This is a genomic window from Rhodovulum sp. PH10, assembly GCF_000293785.1.
Lineage (GTDB): Bacteria > Pseudomonadota > Alphaproteobacteria > Rhizobiales > Xanthobacteraceae > Rhodoplanes.
This window is the reverse complement of sequence record NZ_AKZI01000026.1, coordinates 21,231-46,452: the sequence shown is the minus strand read 5'-3', so window position 1 is coordinate 46,452 and position 25,222 is coordinate 21,231. Positions and strand designations below refer to the sequence as shown.

The following is a 25,222-nucleotide window of genomic DNA, read 5'->3' as shown; positions in this document are numbered from 1 at the left end:
AGGTTTTGTTGCGCGATCTCCGCCGGCGTGACGCCCTGACACTGTTCGCCGCCCTCTCGGCCGCCCTTCTGGCCGCCGGCCCGACCGGGCTCGCCCGTGCCGACGAAGCCGGAAGGGGACAACAAAAGCTCGCACGGCTGGTTCTCCACGGCGTGCCGGCCACGCCCTCGGTGGTGCTCGCCCGGCTGGTGGAATCCGGGGCGCTCGCGCCGCTCGCCGACACGGTGGAGCTGGCGATCTGGCGCACCCCCGACCAGATGCGGGCGGGCGTCGTCTCCGGGGCGATGACGCTGTTCGTCGCGCCGACCTATTCCTGCGCCAACATGCGCAACCGGGGCGTGCCGATCCGCCAGGTGAACGTCCTCACCTGGGGGCTCCTCTATCTGATGAGCCGCGACCAGACCGTGCGGCGGATCGAGGACATCGCCGGAAAGACGGTGCTGGTCGCCTTCCGCAACGACGCGCCGGACCTGATCGTGCGGCTGGTGCTGCGGCGGCTCGGGCTCGACCCCGACAGGGACGTCACGCTCCAATATGTCGGCTCCTCGACCGAAGCGGCGCAGCTCTTCCTCGCCGGGCGCGGCGACCTCGCCGCTTTGCCCGAGCCCGCCGCGACCGCCACCGAAATCCGCGCCGCCAAGGAAAAGCTTCCGATCCATCGCGCGGTCGACGTCACCGAGGCCTATGGCCGGCTGACCGGGCGCCCCGCCGGCATCCCGCAGGCCGGCCTCGCGGTGCGCGACGATTTTTTGCAGGCGCATCCGGAGATCGTGGCGGCGGTGCACCGAGGCTGTGTGGACAGCGCCCACTGGGTGGCGACGCACATGTCCGAGGCCGGCGCGCTCGGCGCCGCGCGGCTGAACCTGCCGGCGCCGGTGGTCGCCCGCTCGATCCCGCATTTCCGGCTGAACGTCGTCTCGGCCGCCGAGGCGCGGCTCGATCTCGAGCGCTATTTCTCCGACCTGATGGAGATGTCGCCGGCGATTCTGGGCGGCAATCTGCCCGACGATGCGTTCTACTGGGGGCCGGGGTGAGCGGCCCCCGCCGGGATTTCTTCGGTCTCCTGAAGCCCCGCTGGGGCGTCGCCACGGGCTTGGTGCTGGTGGTGGCGCTGTGGGAGGCCGGGCACGCCGCCTACGGCCCGGTGGTGCTGCCCTCCCCCGGCGAGACGCTTCTCGCGCTGTGGCAGATGGTTCGCGGCGGTGACGCACTGCCGGCGGTGCTGCAAACGCTGCGCGGGGCTTTGGCCGGCTTTCTCGCCGCAGTGGTGATCGGCGGCGCGCTCGGGCTCCTCGCCGGCCTCCTCGAGCCCTTGCGTGCCGTGCTGCGGCCGATCGCGACGCTGATGCTCGGCATTCCGGCGGTCGCCTGGGTGGTGCTGGCACTTCTGTGGTTCGGCGCCGATCTCGCGGTGCCGTTCACCGTGTGGGTGACCTGTGCGCCGATCGTCTTTGCCGCCGCGGCCGAAGGCGCGCGCAGCCTCGATCCCGGCCTGTTGCGGATGGCGACGGCGTTCCGCGTGCCGCGCACGGTGCTGCTCGCCGACCTCTATCTGCCGCACATGCTGTCGCATCTGTTTCCGGCGCTCGCCACAGCGCTGGCGCTCGCCCTGAAGGTCGCGGTGATGACCGAGCTGTTCAGCGGGGCCGGCGGCATCGGCGACGGGCTCGCCACCGCCCGCGCCCAGGTCGACACCGCCCGCGCGATGGCCTGGATCCTCCTGCTGGTCGGCCTTCTCCTCGCCCTGGAATTTTTGCTGCTCGAGCCTTTGCGGCGGCACCTCGAGCCGTGGCGGGGCGACAAGTCCCCTCCCCGGTCGGGCGTCTCCGGGTCGTGACGCGATGACCACCACCCCACCGGAAGCAGACGCGTTGCACGTCGAAAACGTCACCCACGCCTTCGGCCGCGAATCGGTGCTCGGCGGCGTCTCCTTCGCGCTGCCGGCAGAGCAAAAGGTGGGCTGCATCGTCGGGCAGTCCGGCTGCGGCAAGAGCACGCTTTTGGCGATTCTCGGCGGCCTGCTGCGGCCCGATGGCGGGCGGGTGACGCATCCCTTCGTCCGGCCCGCCTTCGTGTTTCAGGATCCTTGCCTGCTGCCCTGGCGCACCGCCCGCGACAACATCGCCTTCGGGCTGAAGGCCCTTTCGACCACCCGCCCCGACCGACGGAATCGGGCGGAAGAACTGCTCGGCGTGGTGGGCCTCACCGCGGCGGACGGCGACAAGTATCCCGAAGCGCTGTCGGGTGGCATGCGGCAGCGGGTGGCGCTCGCCCGCGCGCTGGCGATTCGCCCGGACTTTTTGCTGCTCGACGAGCCGTTCGGCAGCCTCGATGTCGGCCTGCGCCGGGCGATGCAGGCGCTGGTGCGTCGGCTGATCGACGACGGCGGGCCGGCCACCGTGCTGGTGACCCACGACCTCGCCGAAGCGGTGAAGCTGGCCGACCGGATCGTCGTGCTGACGCAAAAGCCCGCGCGGCTCGCGGCGATTCACGACCTCGACCGGCCGTTTGCCGCGCGCGACGACGGCTTCGTCCAGGCCGAGGTCGGCCGTCTGCTCGGCCGTCCCGAGATTTCGGGCGCCCTCGCGATCGAGGCGTGAGCGCACGCCGCAACGACCCGACGGCCCACCGCCGGCCCGCTTGCGCGAGCCGTGATCGGCGCTGATTTTCAGGAAAGACATCCTCGGTCCGAGTGGCGGGAGCGACGGGGCTCGAACCCGCGACCTCCGGCGTGACAGGCCTGAAAAAAACCACGATCGATCAACGCTCTATCCGACTTCGAGGCCCCCGAAATCCGGCCCGGGAAAGCCCGAAGTCGGAACGTCCGCGGCCCTGACCATCACCGTCGAGATTACCCTCCCGTTCGGGAACATGGCCGAGCAGTCCACCCGGAAGCGGGAGGCGGCGGCGCGCCGACTCGGCGCGGCACTCGGGACGGCCCTGCGGGACGCCCTCGCCGGTGCGGCGGTCGCGGAACCTGCCGACGCGGTCGCCGCGTTCGTGCGGGCTCGCTGTGTCCGTGAGCCCGGCGGTTCGGAGCGCGCTGCGGCGCTGCTCGCAGCCTATCTGGAATGGGCCACCGGCACCGGCGCGCCTCGACTGAGCGCGACGGCGCTCGCCCGCGGCCTGCATGCGCTGGGGCTCCGGAGCCACAAATCGAGCATCGTGCTCTGGCGCGGCGTGCGCCTGGCGCCGATGGCTGTCCATGCTGTCGACCCGCGCTGAACAAGAACACTATGCCAGGCTCGATCTGGTCGAGCGCCGCCTCGTCGCCGAGCTGCGCGAGGTCGCTCGCGCCAAGGCTGCGTTGGACGCTGTGCGCACCGGTCGAGCTCGTGCCCGAGCGGCAACGATCGCGGCAGCGGCGACGAAGCTGTTCCGCGACGGCTCACCGAAGGACCGGCCCGGCCATCGGGAGGTCGCGCGGCGTTATGCTTGGTGCGCGAGCGCAACGAAGCCGGAGGCGTCGCCCGCCGCCGGTGAGACGGGCGGGAACCGGCTTATTACGCTCATCCGCTTGCGCGAGCTGGAACGCTTGTTCCGGTTCCGCTACGGCACCGAACTCCCCGACGACGACGCGGGCCACGACGATCTGAAGATTGTGGCGCAGCACATCGTCCATCTTGGGCCAGACGCCGAACGCCATATCGTGCAGTGGGCGCAGCTTTGGGCGCCGTGGCTGTCCACCGCGGAGGCGACTGCGCTGGCGATTCGATCCATCGCAAACCCCATCAAATTCTCCGCCGACACTCTTGCGTGGCGGCTTCACCTCACCGCTGCCGAACGGAAGCAGCTCGCGATCACGACTATCGGCGCGGTCGACATGAACAAGGCGCAGCGCACCGAGGCGCGGAAGGAAAGGCGCCGCGAGACTGACCGCGCTCGTCGTCGTGCCAGTGGTGCGCGGTCGCGCGCCGAGTACGAGGCACCATCGGCCGAAGCGTGGCGGCCGTGGGAGGCAGAGGGGATCAGCCGTGCCACTTGGTATCGTCGGCGGAAGGCGAAGGGAGGATCGGCCGGCGAACGGGAGCATGTCGAGCGCCCGCCTCCGCCACAAGGGGGAGCGGTGGCCCGAATTCAAACGAATGAAGCCTCAAAATCAGCTGTGAGACAAGTGCGAGGCCAGCAGGTTTCTTGTTCTAATATGGGGGGCCGTGGGCGAGTCTCACCCGCACCTTGCGGGCCGACGACGGCGCCCGCCACTACGGGCGCCTCTGTCGTGTCCTCAGGTGCGGAGCTGGCGAGGATGAGGGGTGCAACTGCGCCGCCTGCAGCCAGCCGAGACAACACACGATCCGACGCTGGTTCCGGGGTTAAAGTCGACGATCCATCCTCCCGCTTCCTCCCGATCTCCACGCCATCCTCCCACGTGGCCGCGCTGCGGCCACGTGCGGAGCGTGAGGTAACGCCGCAGGGCGGTGACGCCTCGGCTTGTAAGGTGCGCGAGCCCGATCACTGCGGGGAAATTCTCCGCAGTGATCACGATGCGCAGCGCTGCCGAGCGAGGCGTCTCGTAGGCATCGCAGCCGCCAGCGTGGTCGCGGGTCCTTCTGACGTTGCAGAGGCAAGCGATCGGGAAACCTCCGAGAAGTTTTTAGTGGCGCCGGGCCGCGACAGGTACACGTGAGGAACGGGTTACATGCAATCGTGCACGGATCAGCCCGACGACCTGGTGAGCCTCACCGAAGCGGCCGCGCGGCTCGCGGCGATCGGCGATCGGGTCGACCGGTCGACGCTGTCGCGCTACGTGAGCAGCCACGCCGCTGCGCTCGGACCGGTGCGGCGCGGGCGCGAGACGCTGGTGTCGTTCGACGTGCTGCGGGAGCATCGGGCGAAGAACATCCGCCTCGGCGACGCCAAGCCGTTCGCCCCGGCGCGATCGAAGTCCGACAGTCAGGCCCGCAAGGTCGACGCCGAGGCGCGACTGCGGGAACTCGAGCTGGCGCGCGAGGAACGGCACATCACCTCGGTGGCCGAGGTGGTCGACGGGGCGCACGCGGCCGTCGCGGCGATGCGGGCCGCCTTCGACCTTGCGATCAACGACACTGCGGAGCAGCTCGGCCAGCGCCTCGGGGTCGAGCCGCGCCTGGTGCGGCCGTTCCTCCGCCAGCTCGGGAACAAGGGGCAGGACGCATTCGCTCGCGCCATGGCCGAGCTGGTCGCCGCAATCGAAGCCGGCACGACCTCCGATGCCAACTCGCCGAGCACCATGGCGGCGACCGCGACGGAGGGCGCCTCGTGACGACACTCGCCGCCGAGCTGCGCTCCCGCTTCCGGTCGATGCCGAACGGCCGGCATGTCGTCGCGGCTGCGCTCGCCCGGGCCGCCCGGCCGGAACAAGAACTGACCGTCTCGGAATGGGCCGATTGCTTCCGCGTCGTCTCCGCCGAGTCGGGCTCGCGGTTCCCCGGCCCATGGCTCACCTCGCGCGTGCCGCTCGCCCGCGAGATCATGGATTGCCTGCACCCCGACCACCCCGCACGACTGGTGGTCAACATGGGCTCGGCGCAGATCGTCAAGACCGAGGTGATCGTCAACTGGTTCGGCTACATCGTCGACCGCGCACCCGGGCCGATGCTGGTCGTGCTGCCGTCGCTCGACGAGGCCGTGAAATTCAACCGGGTCAAGCTGCAGCCGACGATCGATGCGTCGCCGCAGATACGCCACCGCGTGAAGCCCGAGAACAGCCGCGACGAAGCCGCAAGCACGACGAGCTTCAAGCGCTTCGCCGGCGGCTTCGCCCAGATCGTCACGGCCTCCTCCTCGAAGGGCCTGCAGGGCATCTCGATCCGCTACCTCGCGATGGACGAGATCAGCGAGTATCCAATCGACGTGGACGGCCGCGGCTCGCCGATCGCACAGGCGCAGGCGCGTCAGAAGTCGTGGGGCGACCTCGCCAAGACCTATGTGAGCAGCACGCCGGGCCTGCTCGGCGACTGCCGCATCACGGAGCTGTACGAGGCCGGCGACCAGCGCCGCGCTTATCTCCCATGTCCGGAGTGCGGCAGCTTCGCGCCGCTCGACTACGAGCGGATGCAGCCGCCGTCCGAGTCGACGAACCAGCGCGTCACCTTCGCCTGCCCGGACTGCGGGTCGCTGATCGACCAGGTGCACCGTGCCGATATGCTCGCCCGAGGGCGCTGGATCGCGACACGGGTCGCCGAGCGCGATCCACCGGTGCCCGGCGTGATCAAGCCGGCCGACCTCGCACAGTGGGAGTGCGCGCCGTGCGAGGGCCGGTGCCGCGATTGGCACCCGTCCTATTCGTGGTGGTCGGGCTACTCGAATTTCGAGAGCTGGTCGGACATCTGGTCGCGCGGCGAGGACGCGCGCGGCAACCCGATCAAGCTAAAAGTCTTCTCGCAACAGGACCTCGGCCGGCCCTACGATCCGAGCGCCGACGCCCCGGACTGGCAGAAGCTCCTCGAGGCGCGGGCCGAGTGGCTGCGCGGCACGGTGCCGTGGCCGGCGTGCCTGCTCACGGGCTTCATCGACGTGCAGGGCGACCGACTCGAATGGGGCATCTGGGCGTGGGGCGCCGAGTGCCAGGGATGGCTCATCGACTGCGGCGTGATTCCGCACCCGGCCGAGACCGACGAGGCATGGCAGGAAGTGGACGCGCTGCTCGCCGCGAGCTGGCCGACCGCGAACGGCGTGACGTTGCCGGTGAGCGCTTGGGGCATCGATACCGGTTACGTCTCGCCGCTGATCTACCAGCGCGCGCTCGGCCGGCACAATCTGCGGGTCTGCCGCGGCGCGGCCGGCGTCCGCGCCCGGGACGCGCTGCCGTGCAACGTCAAGAACGTACCGCTCAACAATCACCTCGGCACGAAGCTTCGCGCCCGCGCGGTCCGGCTGCACTTCATCGGCACCTTCGCCTTGAAGTCGACCGTGTACCAGGGGCTTCGTCAGCTCGCGGCCGGGCCGGACGCGGACGGCCGGTTCGGCCGCGGCACGCTGCATCTCCCGGGCTGGATCGGCGAGGACTACGCGAAGCAGCTCACGGCCGAGATTTTGTACGACCCGAAAGCACAGGCCAAGGGCAAGGCGCGGCGCGCGCTGCTCGAGCGGCCGGGCGATCAGCGTGAATGGCGGAAGATGCCGGGCCGGGCGAACGAGGCGCTCGACATCGCGGTCGGCTCGCGGGCGCTCGCTTGGTTGATGAAGGTGGACGGGTGGACGCCGGCACAATGGGCCGAGCGCGCGGCCGATGCGTGGGGCAGCGAGCCGCCGGCCGAGGACCTGTTCTCGGCACCGGCTCCGGCTGCGCCGACCCGCCCGTCGAAGCCGCTCGTGCCGCTCGCGCCGACGCCAGTGCGCGGCCGCCGTGTGCTCTCACGCGGGATCGGCGATCGGTACGACTGAGGAGCGCGGACGTGGCAAACGAACAAAGCATCAAGGCGCCGACCATCGCCGAGCTGTCGGCCAGACTGGCGGCGCTCCAATCCGGTTACGATGCGTTGGCGGCCGAGGTGGTCGAGCTTCGCGCGCGTCTCGACGTGCCGGAAACCTCCCGGTCGCACCTCGTTCCGATCAAGGATGCAGCGCGCCGGACCGGGCACAGCGTGGACACCTTGAAACGCTGGTGCGATCAGCATGAGATCGGCCACAAGGTCGGCGGTCGGTGGAAGGTCGACATGCTACGATATGCCGCCTTCCGCGATGGTCGCATCTACCGAGGGATCGCGGACGAGTGATCACGATCGTCGCTTCGGGGAATTTCCCCGGACTGATGTGCCCGCCCGGCTTTGGATGATCCCCGGTTCTGCCCACTTCTGCCCGGTTTGGCGCCTTGCCGACTCGAGGTGCGATCCGCATCGTGATCAGGTCGAACCGGAGCGAGATCGGATGTCATTCCTCGGGCTGTTGAAAAAATCGAACCTGACCGCGGCCGAGCTGCGCAACGCTGTCACGAAGATCAGCGTTCGCGACCTCGAAGCGACGGTGGCCGAGCTGGAGGCCGAGCGCCGCCGGCTTCTGCTCGACGGCACCGACGACCAGGTCGCGGGGGTCGAAGCGAAGATCACGATCGCGAATCGCGACGTGGAGCGCGCGTGCGCGGCGGTCGAGGAATACACCGCCCGCATTGCCGAGGCCGAGGCACGCGAGCGAATGGCCGGCTTGGAGCGTCTCGCGGCCGAGAACCGCGGTCGCCGGGCCGAGCTGCGGCGGGTGCTGCTCGACATCCACGAGGCCGCTGCGGCGCTTGCGGCAGCACTCGTCTCCTATCGTGATCTCGATCGCGCGTGGCACGACACCAGCCGGGTGCTCGGCGATGCGGATCGGCACGACCTGATCGAGCCGAGCTTGCAGGACCTGATCGGTGCGCGCGACGGCGAGGGCGCCGCGGCTCAGTTCGGGCACCAGGTTGCCGGCCTCGCGAACGCGAAATTACCCGGCTATTACCCGCGCGAGTACATCGGCAGCGGGTCCAAGCTCGCGCTGCTCGAATCCATCAAGCTGCCGCGTACGGGGGCCTCGTCGTGAGTATGCTCGTCAACGTCTATCTCGCCGGGCTGGCGCCGGATCAGGTGCCACGCGCGCTCGGCGTCCGGCCGGTTGATGTGCCGCCGGCGAAGCCACTGCCGGCGGCGGCATCGTCGCCTGCCCGCCGTCCCGTCCCCGCGAAGGCGATGCCGGCCGCCACGCGCACTACGCCGGCTGGCCCCGCCCGCAAGCCGACTCCGGCGGCTCGCACTGCGGCGGTCGCTCCCGCGAAGCCGGCGGCTCCGGCGGCTCGTACTGCGGCTCCGTCCACCGTCGCGAGGCCGGCGGCCCCGGCCCGGCGGACCGCCGCGGCGCCACCTGCGTCCACCGTCCAGAACACCGGAGGTTCCGACATGTCTCGCCCGCTCGCCCTTCCGACCGTCACGAACCGCGACGCCCTCGCCGCCGTGAAGTCGCTCGACATGCCCCCGTCGCAGCGGCCGGCGGTCTGGCGCGAGCGCTGGCACGCCTCGGCCGCGCTGCAGCGCGAGTTCGCCGACGCGGACCGGTATTCCAGCTACATGGAGGGGCTCGCGACCGAGCGCATTCGGCTTCCCGCGTCGCAGACCTGACGCCGATCTGGCGGCCCGGCCCGCCGCGAACCGGCCGCCCGCTGCGCCGTCACGGCGAGCGACGTGACCGCGCACCGCGCCCGGAGCGAGAGTCTTTGTCCGCTCGCCCCGGGCGCACGTCGTGTGGAGGTCGCGTGCTTCATGAAACCAGCCGCGACCTTTCCGCGCCCGGGGCGTTCGGACATGCCGCCCCGGGCGCACCTCGATCAGATCATGAGCTGTGAGGCGCGATGACAGATCACCGGGTTTGCGATGTTGAACCGACAGGTAGCTCCGCCGATCTCGCCGGCCGCGAGTGGCGCGACCGCGTCGCCGGGATCGCGACTGATGCGAGCCGCGCTTAGCTGCTCGATCTTCTGGCGACGACGGCACTCGCCCTCGATGTGGCACGCGCGCGCCGCAGCGGTCGATCGTGACATGATCACCACGCGGGCCGCCTCGACACGCGCGCCGCAACAATCGGGCAGGCGACCCAGGATGCGCGGCGCCTGTCCGGCGAGGCTGCGCGGATCAGGATGATGAACGTGATCACGGATGTTGTACGCATCGCACGGACGGCGGTGTCGCCAACGAGCTGATCACGACGCGACCAGTCCTCCGATTGCGGATGAGCCAGCGGAACGGCAACGGTCGGCGCCTCACGGTGCCGGCCGTTTCTGTTCGGGCGCGGCGCCGCGGTGCTCGCGCTGATCGTCGGTCGCTCGACCAGACGGCTGTGCTGACCGCTGGCCGCGGCGTCGCGCCGGCCGCTCGGGCTGCCGCCTGGTGCTGGCCGGCCTCGCCGAGCTGATGGCCGCGCCGTGCGCCTCGCCGAGGCGCTCGCGTCCTGGTGCCGGCGTTGACCGGACGGTCGAGCCCTCGGCTTCCGAGCTGGTGCTGGTGGTGTTCGCCGTGCGGCGGGTCGACCAAGCCGCCGTCCTATAGCTCGCCGCTGGCCGGCGCCTCGCAGACGCGCTGTCGCTGTCGTTACAGGTCCAGCGGATCGCGGAGGGACTCTCCGTCCTCTCCGGGGGGCAGATCGGACAGGTCGGCGTTACGGTGAAGCGATTTAGTCGCCGACACATCTGCCGGCGGCGGGTCGAGCGCAAGGCACCCTTGTGCGTCTTCTGGCGGCAGTGGAAGGTCAGCAATCTTGATGACTTCGATCTCTGTGCCAGCGAGGTACTTAGCAATGCCGCCGTCGTCGGTGCACACGGCCCTAGCATTCCATACCTTGGCGGTCGCCGCGACCATCGCGTCGAACTTCATGGCGACCTTCCAGCCGGGCGCGCGTTGTCCCGGTGGCGTGCGGGCGACAGCGGCACGGATCAGTAAACCGGCCTCGATCGCTACCACTTCGTCGAATGGCTGGACATTGAATGCTCTGTTGCGCCGAAGCGATTCTATAATTTCGTCGACTTGGTCCACCCGCCCTGCGACGATTTCCGCGATCACCGGAGCCGGAATCATCACCTCTTCGCGGTTTCGGGACAGATCAGCGACGAAAAGCTCGATACGCTCCCGTCCCTTGACGATGTGCGGCATCGCGATGGGGTCGAGCATCACGACGAGAAAATTCGCGTCGACGACGATCATGTGCGACGGAGATCCCTGATGAGTGAGATCGCCCGTTCCGCTCCGCCCTCTGGGATCATCTTGCCGGCTCGCCGGACGACGTCCCCGATCGGTTCGTCGTCCAGCGGGTGGAACGCCTCGGCGTCCAGTTGCTCGAGGCTCCATCGTCCGTCCGCAGTGCGCCGCCACCGACCGGTTCCGGACAGACGGACGAAGCGGTGGAAGTGCGAGGCCAATCGCTTGGCCAGTTCGGCATCGATGACAATTCGCCGCGCGATGCCGCTCCCATCCTCGATTCCGACGGATACGCTCTCGCCATAGCCTTCGATCCGAACAAGCCGCCCCTGAATTGAGGTTGGCTGACGTAATGGCCCGATAGGCTGATCAGGCCGCGGCGATCCCGGAAATGGGATTACCTCACCGCCCGGCATCGCAAGCGATGCGCAGGTGGCGTCTTCGGTGAGGCGTTTGTTCAATCGGCGCCATGCGGACACCGCGTCGGGTGGGCCGTTCCCCAGAGCCGCCGCCCGCACGCGCGGCGAGACCTGCGGCCGGGCTTGTTGAGCCACAGCAGCAACCAAGCGGGTGCTCCCTTCCTCGATCCGCGCGAAATGGACGTAGTCGGGAGATCCAAGCAACTTGGCAAAATCGCCAAGGTACTCGGCAAGGCGCCCCATCGGGAGCGTGTCGGGTCGGAAATCCTCTATTCGGAATGTGTACTCGGCGGCGGTCATCTCGGCTGCTCCGGCTTGCATAGTACCGTACCAGCGAGCGCTTCACGAGAGGTTGCGTCGTCGCTGCCGAGCCGGTTCGTGCGGCAAGGCGCGAAATCGGGCTGGCCATCGGGCAAGGACGAATCTATGAACCCGGTTCCGCCTCGGCACACGTTTTCGGTCTATTGCCGCTTGCGGTGCTCGCGCCTGGTGCCGGCCTCGGCCGTGCGGCCGATGCGCTGGAGCGTGCCTGCCGGTCTCGCTGGTGGCTGCACCGTCTCGCAGTGGCGTCGGCCAGCCGATCGCGCGGGCGCCTCGCCGTGGTGCCGAAGCGAGGAGAGCACCTAATCTCCGCCGGCGTGCCGAGGCCGTGGCCGGGCCGGCTCTTCCTCGTGCTCGCGGGCCTCGCCGAGCTGGTTGCGCTCGCCGGACGGCTCGCCGAGGCATTCGCGTCCATGGTGCCGGCGGTCGGCCGGCGGTCGAGCCCGCGGCCTCCGGGCCGGCGCTGGTGGCGCGCCGCGAGACTGCCGCCGGCCGCTCGGGCTACCGCCTGGTGCTCGCCGGCCGCGTCGAGCTGGTGGCGCTCGCCGGGCGACTCGCCGAGACGTTGCGATGCTCGCCGGTGGTGCCGACCGGACGGTTAAAGGAAACCGCGCCAATGCGCTTCTGAGACAATGCAGATAGGTAAACCACGATCGCGCCATTCGCAGGCCTGCAGAATCTTGTTCCCAAAGCAGGCATGTTTCCATGACTCGGTGACATACGACCCAATCACCAGCACGTTGGTTTTTTGCGTTTGACTGCCGGTCTGCGCTCCGCGGTCAATGACCGCTTGCTCGCAGGCTCGACGTTGCCCCAAGGTGAAAGTACCGGTGAAACAATAGCGACGACCAGGAAAGGTCAGGTCTGGCGCCGGATTGCAGAGGGGGAGCGATGACGGCTTGAGAACCTCCCCTAGCTCGAGGCCGATATCGGCAAAAGTGGCGAGGCAATCGAATAGCTCTGACTTCTCATTTTCGTCGAGAATACCATCAGAAAGGACTTCATTCACGCGCCTGTATAGCGTTTGAATGAGGGGCTGATCGCTAATCTCTACATTTGCTGCTAGCCACTTTTGTAGGAACTGGACCTCGGCTTGATTGATCAATCCGTCGGCTGCGATGCCCCTTGCAAGTCCGATTAGTTCGTCAATCTGTCGGCACTCGATTCGATCCCTGCCGACGCGATTATAGAATTGATCGCCCTTGACGTCCGCCATCGGCGTCTCCCTCTGTGCGTTCCGACAACCTGCAGAGGATGCGATCATAGGCGCAACTTCGAAAATTGGTATAGGTATTGCTTGTAGGCGGGCCGGCGCCTCGCCGCGGTGCTCGTCGGCGGCTCGACCAAGTGCCAGGGCTGATCACGCGTGACACTCCGGGGAAATTCCCCGGAGTGTCACGGTCGGTCGGGGCTCGTTACTCTTGATCGGTCGCGGGGGCATCGCACGAGCTTGGTCGAGACGACACGGCTCGCCCCGGCGTGGCCGGCCCGTGGGGCTCCCTCATCCATCGATGCGCCGTCCGGAATCGGACGTTGGGTGTGCGAGCGATCGGCCTCGGCTGCGCACCGCGGGCCGGCGCAGCGCCGAGACGGACGCAAATTCGCGTGGCTGCGACAGAGGGCGCGAGGGTTACCGCTTGGCGGGCCGTGGCGGCTTGGCGAGAGCTTTTTCCAGAAGGCGGCGGATCGCCTCGGGCCGCGATGGCCGCGGCTCGGCATGCTCGGCGATCCAGGCGTCGAGGGCGGCAAGCATGTCCGGCTGCACCGACAGGTGAATAGACGTCGGGTCCGTCTTCGGGCGGCCGCGCCCTCTTTTTTCTGTACCGGATATTGACCGCACCATGAATAACCTGTACGGGAAAATTTGTCGGGCCGCAACGGTGCTGCGAACACCGCCGCGGCCCTCGCCATTAACACGGAGCTAACCCATGCCGACGGCTGACGGGCTTCTCGCCCGAACGAAGCCGCTTGTCCAGACGTCCTCCTCCCGCCCGACTGGCAGCCGCCCATGCTTCCGCCCGGCTCGTTCTGGGCGATCCGGCTGGCCGCCCACTCCGGCACGCCGGCGGCCGCGGCAGACCGCAGCCCGGTTCGGCGACGCGGCGCCGAGCGAGGAGGGCGAGTGATGAACGCCGCGACTCTGAATCTCGGCGGCGCAGCCGATGCCGGCCCCCTCGACTTCTCCAATCGCGTGGACGTGAAAATCCCCGGTGACACACGTGACAAGGATTGGGCCAAGGCCCTCAACGAGGTCGCTGCGAACGCCGCGGATGGACGGGACTACAAGGGTGAATGGCTGGCGGTCGGAGGCACGGTCGACCTGCCGATCGCGACCGTGGTGCTCAGCGCAACCTACTCGACCTCGCGCCGCCGCGGCCGGGAGCTGAGCTCCGCCGACCTCGGCCTCGTGCTGCCGAACGGGGTCATCTGGTGGTTCGCCAGCTCGTCGGCGGCCGGCTGGGCTCCAGCCCTCCGTCGCGTGGCCTGCGAGTGGCTCGCGCTCGTCCCGGCCGATCGCCGCGGTGCTACTGTGAGCGGCGTCTTGCCGACGCTCCGGCCGAGGCGGTTGCTGCCGGCGACGATATGGCGAAGCACGACGAGGTCGAGCAGCGCGTCGCCCGGCTGCACGAGTGGCTGGCCCGGATGCTGCCGGCCGACGAGCCTCCGGCGGTCGCCGGCCCGGGCGAGCCGGAGGCGCCCTCCGTCGATCCAATCCATGTGGCCGTCTCGCGTCACCGCGAATGGCGGCGCGAGCGCGGCGACGTCCGGCAGCACCTCGCCGGCATGTCCGACGAAGCGATCGCCGCAGCGCTGGCCGAGCGCGACGCCACCGAGGCGTGGGCCGTGCTCGACACGGCGCCGAAGACACCGGCCGGGCTTGCTGCGCTCGCCCGATTGGCGATCGCAGCCGAAGCCGAGAGCGGCTTCGAGCCGGAGTGGACAGAAGCTCTGCTCTCCCGCATCGCCGCTGCGGCCGAGGCGATGCAGGTGGGGCGATGAGCAGCGACTCGTCGCGACGGCGCGCGCAGTACTCCGCCGAGATCGGTGGCGCCTCCTGCTCGCGCGGCCCGAAAGCCGAGTTCGGGTCGATCCGTGACGCGCGCGCACGGGCCGAAGCGTACAGAAAAACGGCCGATTGGTGCGAGGTGAAGGACGTCAGCGGCAAGGTCGTCGGGACGCACCGCAGGTCCGGCGACCGCTGGCGCTGGTGGCCAACATGATCGAGCCGCTCGTCCCGATCGCGGTGCTCGCCGCGATCCTTTCCGCGCTGGTCGGCTTTGCGATCGGCCGGGCCAACGCCTTCGCGTCGCCGCATTGCGGCTTTCGCCGGATCACCACGCGCGGAAGGAACGCAGAACGATGACCAGAACAACGAAGACGCCGAAGGCACCGAGGGCCGCCGAGATCTGATCGGCTCGGTATGGCTCATTCACGACCGCAAGGGGTAGACGATGCAGGCAATGCTTGACGGGTCGATGCACGACACGGGCAGGGCAACGACTGTCGACGAGGCGCCCGAATCCGTGCTGCTCGCCCTCGGCGACGAGCTGATGCGGCGGGCTGCGATTGCGGCGACTGCCGCCGACGATGTGTACGATGACGCGATGGAGCAAGTCAGCGACATCACCAGGGCGATTTTGGCAACCCCGCCGAAAGGCGTTCCGGGCCTCCTGGTTTGGCTTCGCGCAACGGCGTTCGAGCTGCAGCTTCTCGCCGGACTCGAAGGGCCGGTCGAGCCATTGGATTGGCATCCGAAGGTGTTCCGAATGCTCGTCGACCAGGTGGCAAAGATGAATTTGGGGGAACCCGGCCGCCAATCTCGCCGGGCCGCAGCGCCGGCGGAGAACGCCGCCGCGGCGGTCGCCGACGGGGAGTGCAGTGCGTCCCGCATCGCATTCAAGCTGGAAGAGCGGCTTCACGCAATCGACGACTACGCACGTGTCGTGGCGATGATGGCCAGCGACCTCCGCGACGAGAACGATCGCCGAGCGTTTGTCCGGGTGGCGGACGATCTCCGGCAGAGCATCGCCGTGGCGAAAGGACTGTGGCTCGAGCTGGACGAGATCGCTCCGGCGCGTCGCACTTCTGGTGCGCCTGAGACAGCCGAGGACCTCGACCAGGTTGAACGCTGATCGCGATCCTCGTCGCGTCGCGCGCCGCGCTTCCGGGCCGACCGCAGGATCTCCGGACCAACACGGGGCCGCGCCCGAAGCGCGCTGCAGCCGGTGCGGGCCCGCGCCGGCGGTCTGAATTGCTGGGCCTGCCACCTCTCGCTCGTCAGGCCTGACAGGGCGGCGGTACTGCCACATTTGACGCGAAACAGGGAACTTGATAATTAGTGAGTCGCTAACTCACATTTTCATTCGATCCGGTGCGCCTGTGAAACGGGACGCGTTTTTGAGTTTGGCGGGGTTTTCGCTGGGGCGCCTCACAGGGCTGCAACAGAAGCGAGCTTTGCCGTTTCCTCTGCCCCCTTCTAGCGCGAGATGGGCGCGGATCGGCTACTCACCGGCAAGGGCCGTGCTCCTCGTCGTTTTCTCGGAACTCGTCGCCGGCGGGATGCCGGTCGACTTGGCCGCCAAGGTGCTGCGGGACAACGAGGCGTGCATCAACCGCGGCCCACTCAGATACGTGACGGGAGAGGCTCCCGGCGAAGTGCGCGCCACCGCGGCAGGGCTGTCGGCCTTGCTCCCGACCAGCGATCTCGCGAGCGATGTGTGGATCGGCGTAGCGGCACGCGAAGACCTCGCCGCGCCGGTCGTGGTGTTCGACACCCTCACCGCGATCGCACGGGATATTGCCGAACAGGCATTGGTCCTCGACTGGCCGGAAGGCAACTTCGGTCGCCTGTTCGTTGCCAACATCACGCAGGCGTTCCGGACCGTACAACGGCGTGCAGCGGAGCTGAATATCGATCTCTTTGAGGCAGAGGAGCAGGACCGATGAACCAGACGAATCGTGTTCCGCGTGGGCCCTCCACCTTCCGGGAGGGCGACCTATCCCGTGCGTTGCGGGCAACGGCCAAATCAGGTGTCGCGGTCGAGCGGATCGAGATCGCCGGCGGCAAGCTGACGCTCTATCCCGCACAAGGCCGGCTGCAGATCGAGCCGACCACGATCGACGATCCGACCGCGCCACGGCTGCTTTGACGGGCAGGCGGCGCGCAAATCCAGGCGGCGCTGTCGGTCGATGGAGAGCCGAGCAGATGGAGAGACACACACGAGCTGCAGAGGGCGTGCGGGCGGCGCCGGGCATCACGTCGCACATGACGACTGGCGCCGAGGTGACCGGTCACGTCACTGCGCGCCTCTCCAAGCTTCTCCGTCCGAAGAAACGAGCGACCGCCGGTAAGAGCGGAGCGAAGCGCTCGACGTGTCACCGTGCGAAAGCGAGATGAGAGGCGGTCCATGCGCTTCCGCGTCGAACCCCGCGATGTGCCGCCGGAGGTCACCGCCCGGCGCCTCGGCGTCACGGCGGAGCGGTTCGCCGCGATGCTGCCGTCCTTGATCGCCCGCGGTTTTCCCCGACCCGATCCCGACACGGGCAATGTCGACCTCTCAGCCGTCGACCGCTGGTGCGACGCGCGACACCCTCACCTCTTCGGCGGCGGGGCGGCTGTCCAGGCGCGTGACGCCGGCGCGGTCGCGCACGAGCGCATTGCCGGGCTGCGCCGAGGCGGTGCACCATGACGAAGGTGAAAATCCGGCACTACCGCATCAAGCGCGGAAAGGGCTTTTGGGAGCCGACCGCCAAGATGAAGCGGCTCGGCTTTTACGCGGTCCCCTGCGGACCGGACGGTCCGGACGCATGGACGACTGCCGAGCAGTGGAATGCCCGATGGGATACCACCCGCCGCGGCGAGGCGCCCTCGCCCGCCATGGTGTCGGCGGACAACCTGTCGCCCGATCGCGTGGAAGAGCTGACCGTCTACCCGCCGCGGTCGCTCGGCGAGGCATTCCGCCGCTATCGCCGGACCGACGAGTGGCGGTCGAAGGCGCCCCGGACCCGCGAGGACTGGTGGCGAGGCTGGCGGCGGATCAAGCCAGTGTTCGGCGATTGCGACCCGCGGACCGTCTCGCTCGAGCACGTCTCGGCTTGGCGCCGGGCGATCGAGGACACCGTCTCGCTTCGCGAGGCGCACCGCTGCCTGAAAATCTGGCGAGCGCTGTGGAAGGTTTCGGCGGCCCTCGGCTACTGCGTCCGGGATGCGGACCCCTCGCTCGGCGTTCGCAATCGCTCGGCGGCGGGCCGCTCGTTGACTTGGTCCGAAGGCGAGGTCTCGCGCGTCGCGAAACGGGCATCGCGACTCGGTTATCGCGGGCTCGCGGCCGTCGTCGCCGTGGCGTGGGACACGCAGATGAGCCCGGGCGACGTGCGGGCTTTGAGAGCCTCACAGCTCGCCCGCGGGGCCGCTGGGGAGGCGTTCTTCACCGAGCGCGGCAAGACAGGCAAACCGGTCGGCGGCGTCCTCAGTGGGCGCGCCCTGGCCGTGCTGACGGCATACCTGGAACGACTCGGGGTCGACCTGCACGGTGATGCGTACATTTTCCGAAACCGCTCCGGCGCGCCCTACTCCAAGGACACGCTCGGCGACGACTTCCGGGACGTGCGAGCCGCCGAATTCGGCCGGGGCGAGCGCCGAACCATCGGCCACGACTTCCGGCGCTCCGGCGCCGTGGAAGCCATCGCCGGCGGCGCCAAGGCCGAGGCCGTGGCACACGCCATGGGCAACACCCTGTCAGCTTCGAACGCGCTGTTCGCCACCTACGTGCCGGTGAACGTCGCAACGCTGCGCAGTGTCACGGACGCGCGCCGAGCCGGCCGCCGCAAGCTTCGGGAGAACGAACGATGAAGAAAAGTTGGAACGCGACGGACCGGGAAGTTGGAACGAAGTCCGGAAGGGAATGCCAAGTCTCTGAAAAGACTGGCGGGAGCGACGGGGCTCGAACCCGCGACCTCCGGCGTGACAGGCCGGCGCTCTAACCAACTGAGCTACGCCCCCGAACTTCGGAGCCGTTCGAATAGGGGGTCCGACCGGGGAAGTCAAGCGTGCTCGACGAGGTCCGAAAAAGCCCTGCGCGACGGGCCGAAACGACACCCGAGAGGCTGGAAACCCACAAAACATGGGCGTTTCCGCGTTTTGCCGCTAGCCAAGAACCGAGAATCGTCTATGTGACGGGCAGTTTCAGCGTCCATCCGTCCACAGAGGAGGAATTCGAGATGGCCAAGGCAGCGACGCCGACCGCGACCGTCACGCTCAAGCACATCGCCGCGACCATCGCGACCAATCACGAGCTCGCCAAGAAGGAGTCGGAGGCGATCCTCAGCGAGGTCGTCGGGCTCATGGTGAAGCACCTGAAGAAGGGCGACCGCCTGCGTATCGGTGGTCTCGGCATCCTCCAGGTCAAGAAGCGGGCCGCCCGCATGGGCCGCAATCCGGCCACCGGCGAGCCGATCAAGATCAAGGCGTCGAAGAAGGTCGCCTTCCGCGCCGCCAAGGAGCTCAAGGACGCGATCTGATCGCGGAGAAAAGACCTTCGTCGTCGTGCCCGGCCCGTGTGGCCGGGCGTTCGGAGCGCCGGCTTTGCGGCAGCCCGCTCCGGACGGCCGGTGAAAAATCCGGCCACGACGAGCGAGGACCACGCGCCGGACGATCGATTCGGCGACGCGTGGATCACGAGAAGGAGGGGCCGGTCAGAACCGGCCTTTCGCCTGCACCAGCAGGCCGTAGCGCACCTGCTCGAATTTCGTCAGCTCGAGCGGCGTCGCGAACAGCGGGCCGAACTTCACGTCGCCTTCGTCGGTGTTCAGCGCCCAGACGCGGCCGCCCGCCCCCAGCTCGAGGTTCGGCGTCACCGCATAGCTCACCAACACCTCCGCCTCGACGCCGTAGCCGCGCGAGGATTTGGACACGATGTTGGGTGACGGCCCGAGATCGGCGCGCATCAGGTGGCTGTCCGCGTTCTCGAGGTGGGCGATCGGCACATAGGCCACCTCCCCCGACACCGTCCAGCGCGGCATGAACCGCCACTGCGCATCGAGGCCGAGGCGCATCGCGTGCCAGGTCGGCTCGTAGGCGCCGACGGCGGTCGAATCGGGATATGGCACGGATCCGGTCGGGCAGAACCAGCCGCCGACGTCGTCGGCGTTGCAGCGCAGCCCGTAGGCCGTCATCTTCTCCCGCCAGTAGTGATAGCCGACGAAGCCGCCGACCCGGAAGCCGAGCGACGGCACCCGGTAGGCCCAGCCGACATCGATCATGCCGTACCAGAAATCGTCACCGCCGATGCGGCTCGAGGTGTCCGAGAATTTGACCTGCCCGGCGTAAAAATCGCGGTCGACGATGGTGCCGCCGTCGAGCGCGCCGCCACCGAGAAAGCCCTTCACGAACACCCCGCTCGGCCGGTGGTCGATGCGCGCAAAAACCTCGCCGGAATGGCCGGTGGTGTCGTTCCAGTCGAGCGTCGAGGTGGGGTTGCCGGAGAACGGATCGCCATTGGCGAAGCCGAACGCGGTGCTGCCGCGCGAGTACCAGTAGCGCCCGCCGACCTCGACCGCGAACGGCCCGAGCGGCGGCAGCGCCGGAACCATCGGCAGCGCCGGCCAGCGCGCGGCGACGGTGCCGGTGGTCTCGCCCATCGGAATCTTTGGGAAGCGAATCGCCGAGGCGGGCGGCCACGCCGAGGCCTGAGCGGCGGCTTGCGCGGCCGTGGGCGACGCGACCGCCGTGGTGGCGGGTTTTTGGAGCGCCGGACGTTGCTCGCCCAGCGCACCGGTGACGGCGGGCGAAGAGTCCAGGCGCGGCCATTGCGGCCCGAAATCGCCGATCGGCGGCGGCAGCGCCGCGACCTCGGTTCGCTCTTCGGCAATGGCTTTCGAAGTGGTGGCCCGCGCGGGGATCGTGGCCGGCTTTTGGACGACGGGTAAAGGCTTGGATCTCGCAGGCTTCGTCGGCTTGGCCGACCGACTCACGACCGTCCGGGCCGGCGATGCCGTGGCCGCGTCGGGAAGGGTCGGCCAGCGCGGACCGGGATCCCACACGGTCGCCTCGCGGGTCGGCTCGGAGGGCAGCCGCGGCCATTCGGCCGCCTGCGCGACGCACCCCGAAGCCAGCAGAACCACCACGGTGGTGCCGAGGAGGCGTCCGTTGCTCTTCACGCGTCTCTCCCTCGCCCGCTCGATCCGGACAATGCGAGGGGAGTCGTTATCGATGCGTTTTCCGTTTTTGCCGCCCGGCAAAAAGCCCGCTGCCGACGCCGCGCGAGGTTAACGAACGGTGTTTTCCGGCTTCGCACGGGCGGCGAAAACAAAAAGGCGGCCCGGCACGCACCGGACCGCCTCCTTCGAGAAAAAGCCGGACGTCAGAGCCCGGCGACCGCCGGCAGCGGCTGCGCCTTGGCGGTGCGCAGCTGCTTGAGCTGCTCGGCCAGCAAGAAGGCGAGGTCGATCGACTGCTCGGCATTGAGCCGCGGATCGCAGAAGGTGTGATAGCGGCTGTCGAGGTCCTGGTCGGTAATCGCGCGGGCGCCGCCGGTGCATTCGGTGACGTTCTGCCCGGTCATCTCGAGATGCACGCCGCCGGCGATCGTGCCCTCCGCCGCATGGACGGCAAAAAAGCCCTTCACCTCGTCGAGGATGCGGTCGAACGGCCGGGTCTTGAAGCCGCTGGCGGTCGAGATGGTGTTGCCGTGCATCGGGTCGCACGACCAGATCACCCGGCGCTTCTCGCGCTTCACCGCCCGCACCAGCGGCGGCAGACAATCCATCACCTTGTCGGCGCCCATGCGGGCGATCAGCGTGAGGCGGCCCGGCTCGTCGTCGGGATCGAGAATCTCGATCAGCCGCATCAGGTCGTCGGGCTTCAGCGACGGTCCGCATTTGAGCCCGATCGGGTTCTTGATGCCGCGCAGAAACTCGACATGGGCGTGGTCGAGCTGGCGGGTGCGGTCGCCGATCCACAGCATGTGGCCGGAGGTGCAGTACCAGTCGCCGGTGGTCGAATCGACGCGGGTCAGCGCCTGCTCGTAGCCGAGCAGCAAGGCCTCGTGGCTGGTGTAGAGCTCGGTGGTGCGCAGCTCGGGATGGCGCTCGAGGTCAAGCCCGCACGCCTGCATGAAGCCGAGCGCCTCGAAGATCCGGTCGGCCAGCTCCATGTAGCGGCGCGACTGCGGCGAATCCTTCAGGAAGCCGAGCATCCACTGATGCACGCTGGCGAGATTGGCGTAGCCGCCCTGCGCGAAGGCGCGCAACAGGTTCAGCGTCGCCGCCGACTGGCGGTACGCCTCGAGCTGGCGGCGCGGATCGGGGATACGGCCGGCCGAGGTGAACTCGTTGTCGTTGACGATGTCGCCGCGATAGCTCGGCAGCGAGACGCCGCTGCGGGTCTCCATCGGCGAGGAGCGCGGCTTGGCGAACTGCCCGGCGATGCGGCCGACCTTCACCACCGGCGAGGCGGCGGCATAGGTCAGCACCACCGCCATCTGCAGGAAGACGCGGAAGAAGTCGCGGATGTTGTCGGGTCCGTGCTCGGCGAAGCTCTCGGCACAGTCGCCACCTTGCAGCAGGAAGCACTCGCCGGCGGCCACGCGGGCGAGATGCCGCTTCAGGCTGCGTGCCTCGCCTGCAAAAACCAGCGGTGGAAAGCTCGAAAGCTGCTTCTCGACGACTCCGAGGGCATCGAGGTCCGGATAGTCCGGAACCTGCTGAATCGGCTTCGCGCGCCAGCTGTCGGGCGTCCAACGCTCGGGCATGTGCTTTCGTCCTTTCCGCGCGGGCCGGGTGTCGTCCCCGGCGGTCCGTCGATCCAGATGGTGTCCTGGGGGCCTCCTGCCGCGCGTGGGCCTTATACACGACCGGGACGCCGCGAGGCCAGCACCGAGGTTTTGCGGGCGATTCGGCGGGATGGCGGGCGTGCGGCCGGGGTGTGCAGGGGATGCGCTGGGCGGACCGGGGCGGCCGCCCTACGGCTCGCCCGAACCCCGACCCGAACCCGAAATGGCCGGCGTCAGGTCGGTGTGGGAAAAGTCGTCGCCCTTGAACAAAAGCGGCTCGCCGGTGGCGCGGGCGAGGGCATAGCCGAAGCAATCGCCGAAATTGAGCCGCGCCGGATGGCCGCTGCCCTTGCCGAAATCCCGATACGCCTGCCGGGCGATCCGCGCCTGCTCCGGGGTGACCGGCTCGATCGTCACCGCGGCTTCCCGAAGCATCTCGTCGAGCCGCAGCGCAATCAGCGGATTTCCGTTGCGATCGGCGACGATGGCCACCTCCAGATAGGTCGCGGCCGACAGTCGTCTGATCGAAGCGGCCTCGATTGCGTCCGTGAAGCGTTTCGCGTCGGGCTCGCCCTTCAGGATCGCGATCAGAGCCGAGGTGTCGAGGATCACTTGGGCAATCCGTCGTCGTCGTAAAGGAGATCGCCGTGATCCATCGACCGATACGGCTCCTTCCACAGCGGAGCGGTTTCCCGGCCGATGGCGAGCAGTCGCTCGGAAAGCCCGCGGTCGTCCGGCCGTCGCTCGCCGGCCTGCACGCGGTCCAAGCGCTCGCGCAGCGCGGTCGCGACCGCGGCGGCCGGGCTCTCGCCCGTGAGGCGAGACAGCTCCTCGGCCAGCCGGTCCACTTCCTCGCTGTCGATGTGAAGGCTCATGAGCGGCTTCCCCTGGGTTGCGCCCTCGCGCCTCGACCATATCGAGATAGGCAGCGTCTCGACCACCATCAATCGTGGCGAGCGGGCGCGGGTGGAGTGGCCGAACGCCCCCCTCACCCGGCATCCTCGCATCCGCTCGGACGCCGACCTCTCCCCGCAAGCGGGGCGAGGTGGCGGCGTGCCGTGATCGAGATCCCGAACCCCTGGGGACAGGTCCCCCAAGGACTGGCCCCTCCGGCAAGCGTCCCTACTCCGCCGCCTTGTCGCGGCGGTGGCGGGTGGTGGGGTTGCGCAGCGTCACCAGTTCCTCGGCGGAGGTCGGGTGGACCGCCATGGTGGCGTCGAAGTCGGCCTTTTTCGCGCCCATCCGCATGGCGACGGCGATCAGCTGAATCATCTCGCCCGCCCCCTCGCCGACGATGTGCGCGCCGACCACGCGGTCGCTCGCGGCGTCCACCAACAGCTTGATCAGCATGGTGGTGTCGCGGCCGGACAGGGTCGCCTTCATCGGCCGGAACATCGTCCGGTAGACGTCGACGTCGCCGAGTTTTTTCACCGCGTCGGCCTCGGTCAGGCCGATCGTGCCGACCTCCGGCTCGCTGAACACCGCGGTCGGGATCTTTTCGTGGTCGACGGTCGTCGGCGTGCCGCCGAACACCGTCTCGGCAAACGCCTGCCCCTCGCGGATCGCCACCGGCGTGAGGTTCACCCGGTTGGTGACGTCGCCGACCGCAAAAATCGACGGCACCGACGTTTGCGAATACTCGTCCACCGCGATGCCGCCATTGTCGGCGATTTTCACGCCCACCGCCTCGAGCCCGAGGCCCTTCACGTTGGGCGGCCGGCCGATCGCGAACATCACCTGGTCGGCGGCGACCTTCATGCCGCCCGAGAGGCACACGACATACTGCTTGGCGCTCTCCTCCACCGCCGTCACCGTGTTGCCGGTGATCACGTGGATGCCGCGCTTCTCGAGCTGCATGCGCAGATGGTGGCGCACGTCGTCGTCGAACCCGCGAAGGATGTTGTCGCCGCGATAGACCAGCGTCACCTTGGAGCCGAGCCCGGAAAAGATGCAGGCGAACTCGACCGCGATATAGCTGCCGCCCTGCACCACGATGCGGTTCGGCAGCTCCGCGAGATGCAGCGCCTCGTTGGAGGAGATCACGTGCTCGATGCCGGGGATTTTCGGCCCGGCGTCCGGCGTGGCGCCGGTGGCGATCAGAATGTGCTTCGCCCGGATGCGCTCGCCGGTCGCGACCACGCGCACGGTGTTGGCGTCCTCCAGCACCGCGCGGCTTCGCACCACCTCGACGCCCGCCTTGTCGAGCGTCGAGAGATAGGCCGCCTCGAGCCGGGCGATCTCGCGGTCCTTGTTGGCGATCAGCGTCGCCCAGTCGAAGGAAGGGGTCGGCACCGTCCAGCCGAACCCCTCGGCGTCGACGAAGTCGTGGCCGTAATGCGCGGCATAGACCAAAAGCTTCTTCGGCACGCAGCCGCGGATCACGCAGGTGCCGCCGACCCGGTACTCCTCGGCGATCACGACGCGCGCGCCGTGGCCGCTGGCGACCCGGGCGGCGCGCACGCCGCCGGAGCCGGCACCGATGACGAACAGGTCGACGTCGCGGTCCGCGGCGCCGCTCACAGGTCGTGGCCCTTCTTCTTCATCTCCTCGCGGAAGCGGGACATCACGTCGCCCGAGAAGGCGTCGGCCCACAGCTGGGCGCGCTTCATGCTGGCGTCGATCACCTCCGGCTCGGTGGTCGCCATCTTGTGGCCGAGCGGCGACTTGTAGAACTTCACGAGGTCCTTCAGCTCGGCCTCGGAGAATTTCTCCGCATAGATCCGCGCCACCTCGTTCATCAGCTCGTCCTGCTTGGCGGCGTACTGCTTCTTGAGGTGCTCGGCGACCTCGTCCAGCTCCTTGGAGAGGTTCGGGTTGGTCGGGACGAACAAATTCTTCACCGTCTCGATCACGCCGCCGATGATCGGGTCGAACACGGCGTCACCGCCCTTGATGGTGATCAGCTCGCGGGCCGCGGCGACGGCGGAGGCGGAGGGCTGCGCTTGCGCCTGCGCCTGGACGAGCCCGGCGGTGGCGAGCATGAGCGCCCCGACGGCGGCAGCGCGAAGCAGCGAGGGGACCGGCATGTGAGAACTCCCTAGCGAGGACCGTGTGGCCGAGGAACCGGGTGACGCCGACCGGC

The 25,222-nt window shown here is 68.7% G+C and carries 32 protein-coding genes and 1 tRNA gene; 21 read left to right on the top strand and 12 right to left on the bottom strand.

Annotated elements, in window-relative coordinates; genetic code table 11:
• Window positions 1–8 precede the first annotated feature (8 nt).
• The 10 genes from A33M_RS05520 (at window position 9) to A33M_RS05470 (ending at window position 9,059) form a co-directional block, all read left to right on the top strand.
• On the top strand, window positions 9–1,034 hold the full coding sequence (locus A33M_RS05520; protein WP_008384391.1) for an ABC transporter substrate-binding protein: 1,026 nt from the start codon (window positions 9–11) through the stop codon (window positions 1,032–1,034).
• Window positions 1,031–1,837 (top strand): ABC transporter permease, encoded by an 807-nt coding sequence (locus A33M_RS05515; protein ID WP_202801799.1) that lies wholly within the window; start codon window positions 1,031–1,033, stop codon window positions 1,835–1,837. The genes A33M_RS05520 and A33M_RS05515 overlap by 4 nt, the downstream gene beginning before the upstream one ends.
• A gap of 4 nt (window positions 1,838–1,841) precedes the next feature.
• On the top strand, window positions 1,842–2,600 hold the full coding sequence (locus A33M_RS05510) for an ABC transporter ATP-binding protein (RefSeq protein WP_040619431.1): 759 nt from the start codon (window positions 1,842–1,844) through the stop codon (window positions 2,598–2,600).
• A 271-nt stretch (window positions 2,601–2,871) separates the two neighbouring features.
• On the top strand, window positions 2,872–3,225 hold the full coding sequence (locus A33M_RS22770; RefSeq protein WP_083850324.1) for a hypothetical protein: 354 nt from the start codon (window positions 2,872–2,874) through the stop codon (window positions 3,223–3,225).
• Entirely contained in the window at window positions 3,206–4,627 is a 1,422-nt protein-coding gene (locus tag A33M_RS23720) for a hypothetical protein (protein ID WP_157223349.1), read from the top strand. The genes A33M_RS22770 and A33M_RS23720 overlap by 20 nt, the downstream gene beginning before the upstream one ends.
• Window positions 4,628–4,639: 12 nt before the next feature.
• Complete coding sequence (locus tag A33M_RS05490; protein WP_008384385.1) at window positions 4,640–5,242, top strand: hypothetical protein; 603 nt, start codon at window positions 4,640–4,642, stop codon at window positions 5,240–5,242.
• Window positions 5,239–7,365 (top strand): phage terminase large subunit family protein, encoded by a 2,127-nt coding sequence (locus tag A33M_RS05485; protein WP_008384383.1) that lies wholly within the window; start codon window positions 5,239–5,241, stop codon window positions 7,363–7,365. The genes A33M_RS05490 and A33M_RS05485 overlap by 4 nt, the downstream gene beginning before the upstream one ends.
• An 11-nt stretch (window positions 7,366–7,376) precedes the next feature.
• On the top strand, window positions 7,377–7,697 hold the full coding sequence (locus A33M_RS05480) for a helix-turn-helix domain-containing protein (protein ID WP_008384381.1): 321 nt from the start codon (window positions 7,377–7,379) through the stop codon (window positions 7,695–7,697).
• A gap of 151 nt (window positions 7,698–7,848) precedes the next feature.
• Window positions 7,849–8,487 (top strand): hypothetical protein, encoded by a 639-nt coding sequence (locus A33M_RS05475; RefSeq protein ID WP_008384379.1) that lies wholly within the window; start codon window positions 7,849–7,851, stop codon window positions 8,485–8,487.
• Between the two features lie 353 nt (window positions 8,488–8,840).
• Window positions 8,841–9,059 carry a hypothetical protein gene (locus A33M_RS05470; RefSeq protein WP_008384378.1) on the top strand — a complete coding sequence of 73 codons (219 nt, stop codon included), beginning with the start codon at window positions 8,841–8,843 and terminating at the stop codon, window positions 9,057–9,059.
• 206 nt (window positions 9,060–9,265) lie between these two features.
• Here A33M_RS05470 and A33M_RS05465 read toward each other — a convergent pair whose 3' ends face one another.
• The 5 genes from A33M_RS05465 to A33M_RS25210 form a co-directional block, all read right to left on the bottom strand.
• Complete coding sequence (locus tag A33M_RS05465) at window positions 9,266–9,487, bottom strand: hypothetical protein (protein ID WP_008384375.1); 222 nt, start codon at window positions 9,485–9,487, stop codon at window positions 9,266–9,268.
• Between the two features lie 538 nt (window positions 9,488–10,025).
• Window positions 10,026–10,634: a type II toxin-antitoxin system VapC family toxin gene (locus tag A33M_RS05460; RefSeq protein ID WP_040619426.1), complete on the bottom strand. Its 609-nt coding sequence runs from the start codon at window positions 10,632–10,634 to the stop codon at window positions 10,026–10,028.
• Complete coding sequence (locus tag A33M_RS23715; RefSeq protein WP_040619425.1) at window positions 10,631–11,347, bottom strand: hypothetical protein; 717 nt, start codon at window positions 11,345–11,347, stop codon at window positions 10,631–10,633. The genes A33M_RS05460 and A33M_RS23715 overlap by 4 nt, the downstream gene beginning before the upstream one ends.
• Before the next feature lie 619 nt (window positions 11,348–11,966).
• The gene (locus A33M_RS22765; RefSeq protein WP_083850322.1) at window positions 11,967–12,584 is read right to left on the bottom strand and encodes a BRCT domain-containing protein; all 618 of its coding nucleotides are present in this window, start codon (window positions 12,582–12,584) and stop codon (window positions 11,967–11,969) included.
• Window positions 12,585–12,998: 414 nt separating this feature from the next.
• Window positions 12,999–13,121, bottom strand: coding sequence for a hypothetical protein (locus A33M_RS25210; RefSeq protein ID WP_008384370.1), 123 nt, complete (start codon window positions 13,119–13,121; stop codon window positions 12,999–13,001).
• A 677-nt stretch (window positions 13,122–13,798) separates the two neighbouring features.
• On the opposite strand from A33M_RS25210, the gene A33M_RS05440 reads away from it, so the two are divergent.
• The 8 genes from A33M_RS05440 (at window position 13,799) to A33M_RS05420 (ending at window position 18,221) form a co-directional block, all read left to right on the top strand.
• Window positions 13,799–14,368, top strand: coding sequence for a hypothetical protein (locus A33M_RS05440; protein WP_157223348.1), 570 nt, complete (start codon window positions 13,799–13,801; stop codon window positions 14,366–14,368).
• Window positions 14,365–14,589 (top strand): hypothetical protein, encoded by a 225-nt coding sequence (locus tag A33M_RS23705; protein WP_008384367.1) that lies wholly within the window; start codon window positions 14,365–14,367, stop codon window positions 14,587–14,589. Before A33M_RS05440 ends, A33M_RS23705 begins: the two co-directional genes overlap by 4 nt.
• Window positions 14,586–14,732: a hypothetical protein gene (locus tag A33M_RS23700; protein WP_157223347.1), complete on the top strand. Its 147-nt coding sequence runs from the start codon at window positions 14,586–14,588 to the stop codon at window positions 14,730–14,732. The genes A33M_RS23705 and A33M_RS23700 overlap by 4 nt, the downstream gene beginning before the upstream one ends.
• A gap of 88 nt (window positions 14,733–14,820) precedes the next feature.
• Entirely contained in the window at window positions 14,821–15,501 is a 681-nt protein-coding gene (locus A33M_RS05435; RefSeq protein WP_157223346.1) for a hypothetical protein, read from the top strand.
• Window positions 15,502–15,889: 388 nt separating this feature from the next.
• Entirely contained in the window at window positions 15,890–16,315 is a 426-nt protein-coding gene (locus A33M_RS05430) for a hypothetical protein (protein WP_040619418.1), read from the top strand.
• Window positions 16,312–16,518, top strand: a complete 207-nt coding sequence (locus A33M_RS23695) for a hypothetical protein (RefSeq protein WP_157223345.1) — start codon at window positions 16,312–16,314, stop codon at window positions 16,516–16,518. Before A33M_RS05430 ends, A33M_RS23695 begins: the two co-directional genes overlap by 4 nt.
• A gap of 258 nt (window positions 16,519–16,776) precedes the next feature.
• Complete coding sequence (locus A33M_RS05425) at window positions 16,777–17,058, top strand: hypothetical protein (protein WP_040619417.1); 282 nt, start codon at window positions 16,777–16,779, stop codon at window positions 17,056–17,058.
• Window positions 17,055–18,221 carry a site-specific integrase gene (locus tag A33M_RS05420; RefSeq protein WP_008384355.1) on the top strand — a complete coding sequence of 389 codons (1,167 nt, stop codon included), beginning with the start codon at window positions 17,055–17,057 and terminating at the stop codon, window positions 18,219–18,221. Before A33M_RS05425 ends, A33M_RS05420 begins: the two co-directional genes overlap by 4 nt.
• Window positions 18,222–18,294: 73 nt before the next feature.
• On the opposite strand, the gene A33M_RS05415 is transcribed toward A33M_RS05420, so the two are convergent.
• A tRNA-Asp gene (locus tag A33M_RS05415) sits at window positions 18,295–18,371 on the bottom strand.
• A 47-nt stretch (window positions 18,372–18,418) separates the two neighbouring features.
• Between A33M_RS05415 and A33M_RS05410 the strand changes: the two genes are divergently transcribed.
• A complete protein-coding gene (locus A33M_RS05410; protein WP_337460000.1) occupies window positions 18,419–18,889 on the top strand; it encodes an HU family DNA-binding protein in 471 nt (156 codons plus the stop codon).
• Between the two features lie 174 nt (window positions 18,890–19,063).
• Here the strand turns inward: A33M_RS05410 and A33M_RS23690 are convergent, their stop codons facing one another.
• A complete protein-coding gene (locus tag A33M_RS23690; protein ID WP_157223344.1) occupies window positions 19,064–20,008 on the bottom strand; it encodes a hypothetical protein in 945 nt (314 codons plus the stop codon).
• A 70-nt stretch (window positions 20,009–20,078) separates the two neighbouring features.
• Between A33M_RS23690 and A33M_RS23685 the strand changes: the two genes are divergently transcribed.
• The gene (locus A33M_RS23685) at window positions 20,079–20,639 is read left to right on the top strand and encodes a hypothetical protein (protein ID WP_157223343.1); all 561 of its coding nucleotides are present in this window, start codon (window positions 20,079–20,081) and stop codon (window positions 20,637–20,639) included.
• Between the two features lie 91 nt (window positions 20,640–20,730).
• Here the strand turns inward: A33M_RS23685 and A33M_RS05400 are convergent, their stop codons facing one another.
• From A33M_RS05400 to A33M_RS05390, 3 genes are all read right to left on the bottom strand, one after another.
• Entirely contained in the window at window positions 20,731–22,119 is a 1,389-nt protein-coding gene (locus tag A33M_RS05400) for a class II 3-deoxy-7-phosphoheptulonate synthase (protein ID WP_008384349.1), read from the bottom strand.
• A gap of 210 nt (window positions 22,120–22,329) precedes the next feature.
• A complete protein-coding gene (locus A33M_RS05395; protein WP_008384346.1) occupies window positions 22,330–22,752 on the bottom strand; it encodes a type II toxin-antitoxin system VapC family toxin in 423 nt (140 codons plus the stop codon).
• Window positions 22,749–23,015, bottom strand: a complete 267-nt coding sequence (locus A33M_RS05390) for a type II toxin-antitoxin system VapB family antitoxin (RefSeq protein WP_008384345.1) — start codon at window positions 23,013–23,015, stop codon at window positions 22,749–22,751. The genes A33M_RS05395 and A33M_RS05390 overlap by 4 nt, the downstream gene beginning before the upstream one ends.
• Between A33M_RS05390 and A33M_RS23680 the strand changes: the two genes are divergently transcribed.
• Complete coding sequence (locus tag A33M_RS23680) at window positions 23,014–23,202, top strand: hypothetical protein (RefSeq protein WP_008384342.1); 189 nt, start codon at window positions 23,014–23,016, stop codon at window positions 23,200–23,202. The genes A33M_RS05390 and A33M_RS23680 overlap by 2 nt on opposite strands.
• Window positions 23,203–23,262: 60 nt before the next feature.
• Here the strand turns inward: A33M_RS23680 and gor are convergent, their stop codons facing one another.
• Both gor and A33M_RS05380 read right to left on the bottom strand, forming a co-directional pair.
• Window positions 23,263–24,660 carry a glutathione-disulfide reductase gene (gene gor, locus A33M_RS05385; RefSeq protein WP_008384340.1) on the bottom strand — a complete coding sequence of 466 codons (1,398 nt, stop codon included), beginning with the start codon at window positions 24,658–24,660 and terminating at the stop codon, window positions 23,263–23,265.
• Window positions 24,657–25,166 (bottom strand): DUF2059 domain-containing protein, encoded by a 510-nt coding sequence (locus tag A33M_RS05380; protein WP_040619416.1) that lies wholly within the window; start codon window positions 25,164–25,166, stop codon window positions 24,657–24,659. The genes gor and A33M_RS05380 overlap by 4 nt, the downstream gene beginning before the upstream one ends.
• Between the last annotated feature and the right edge of the window lie 56 nt (window positions 25,167–25,222).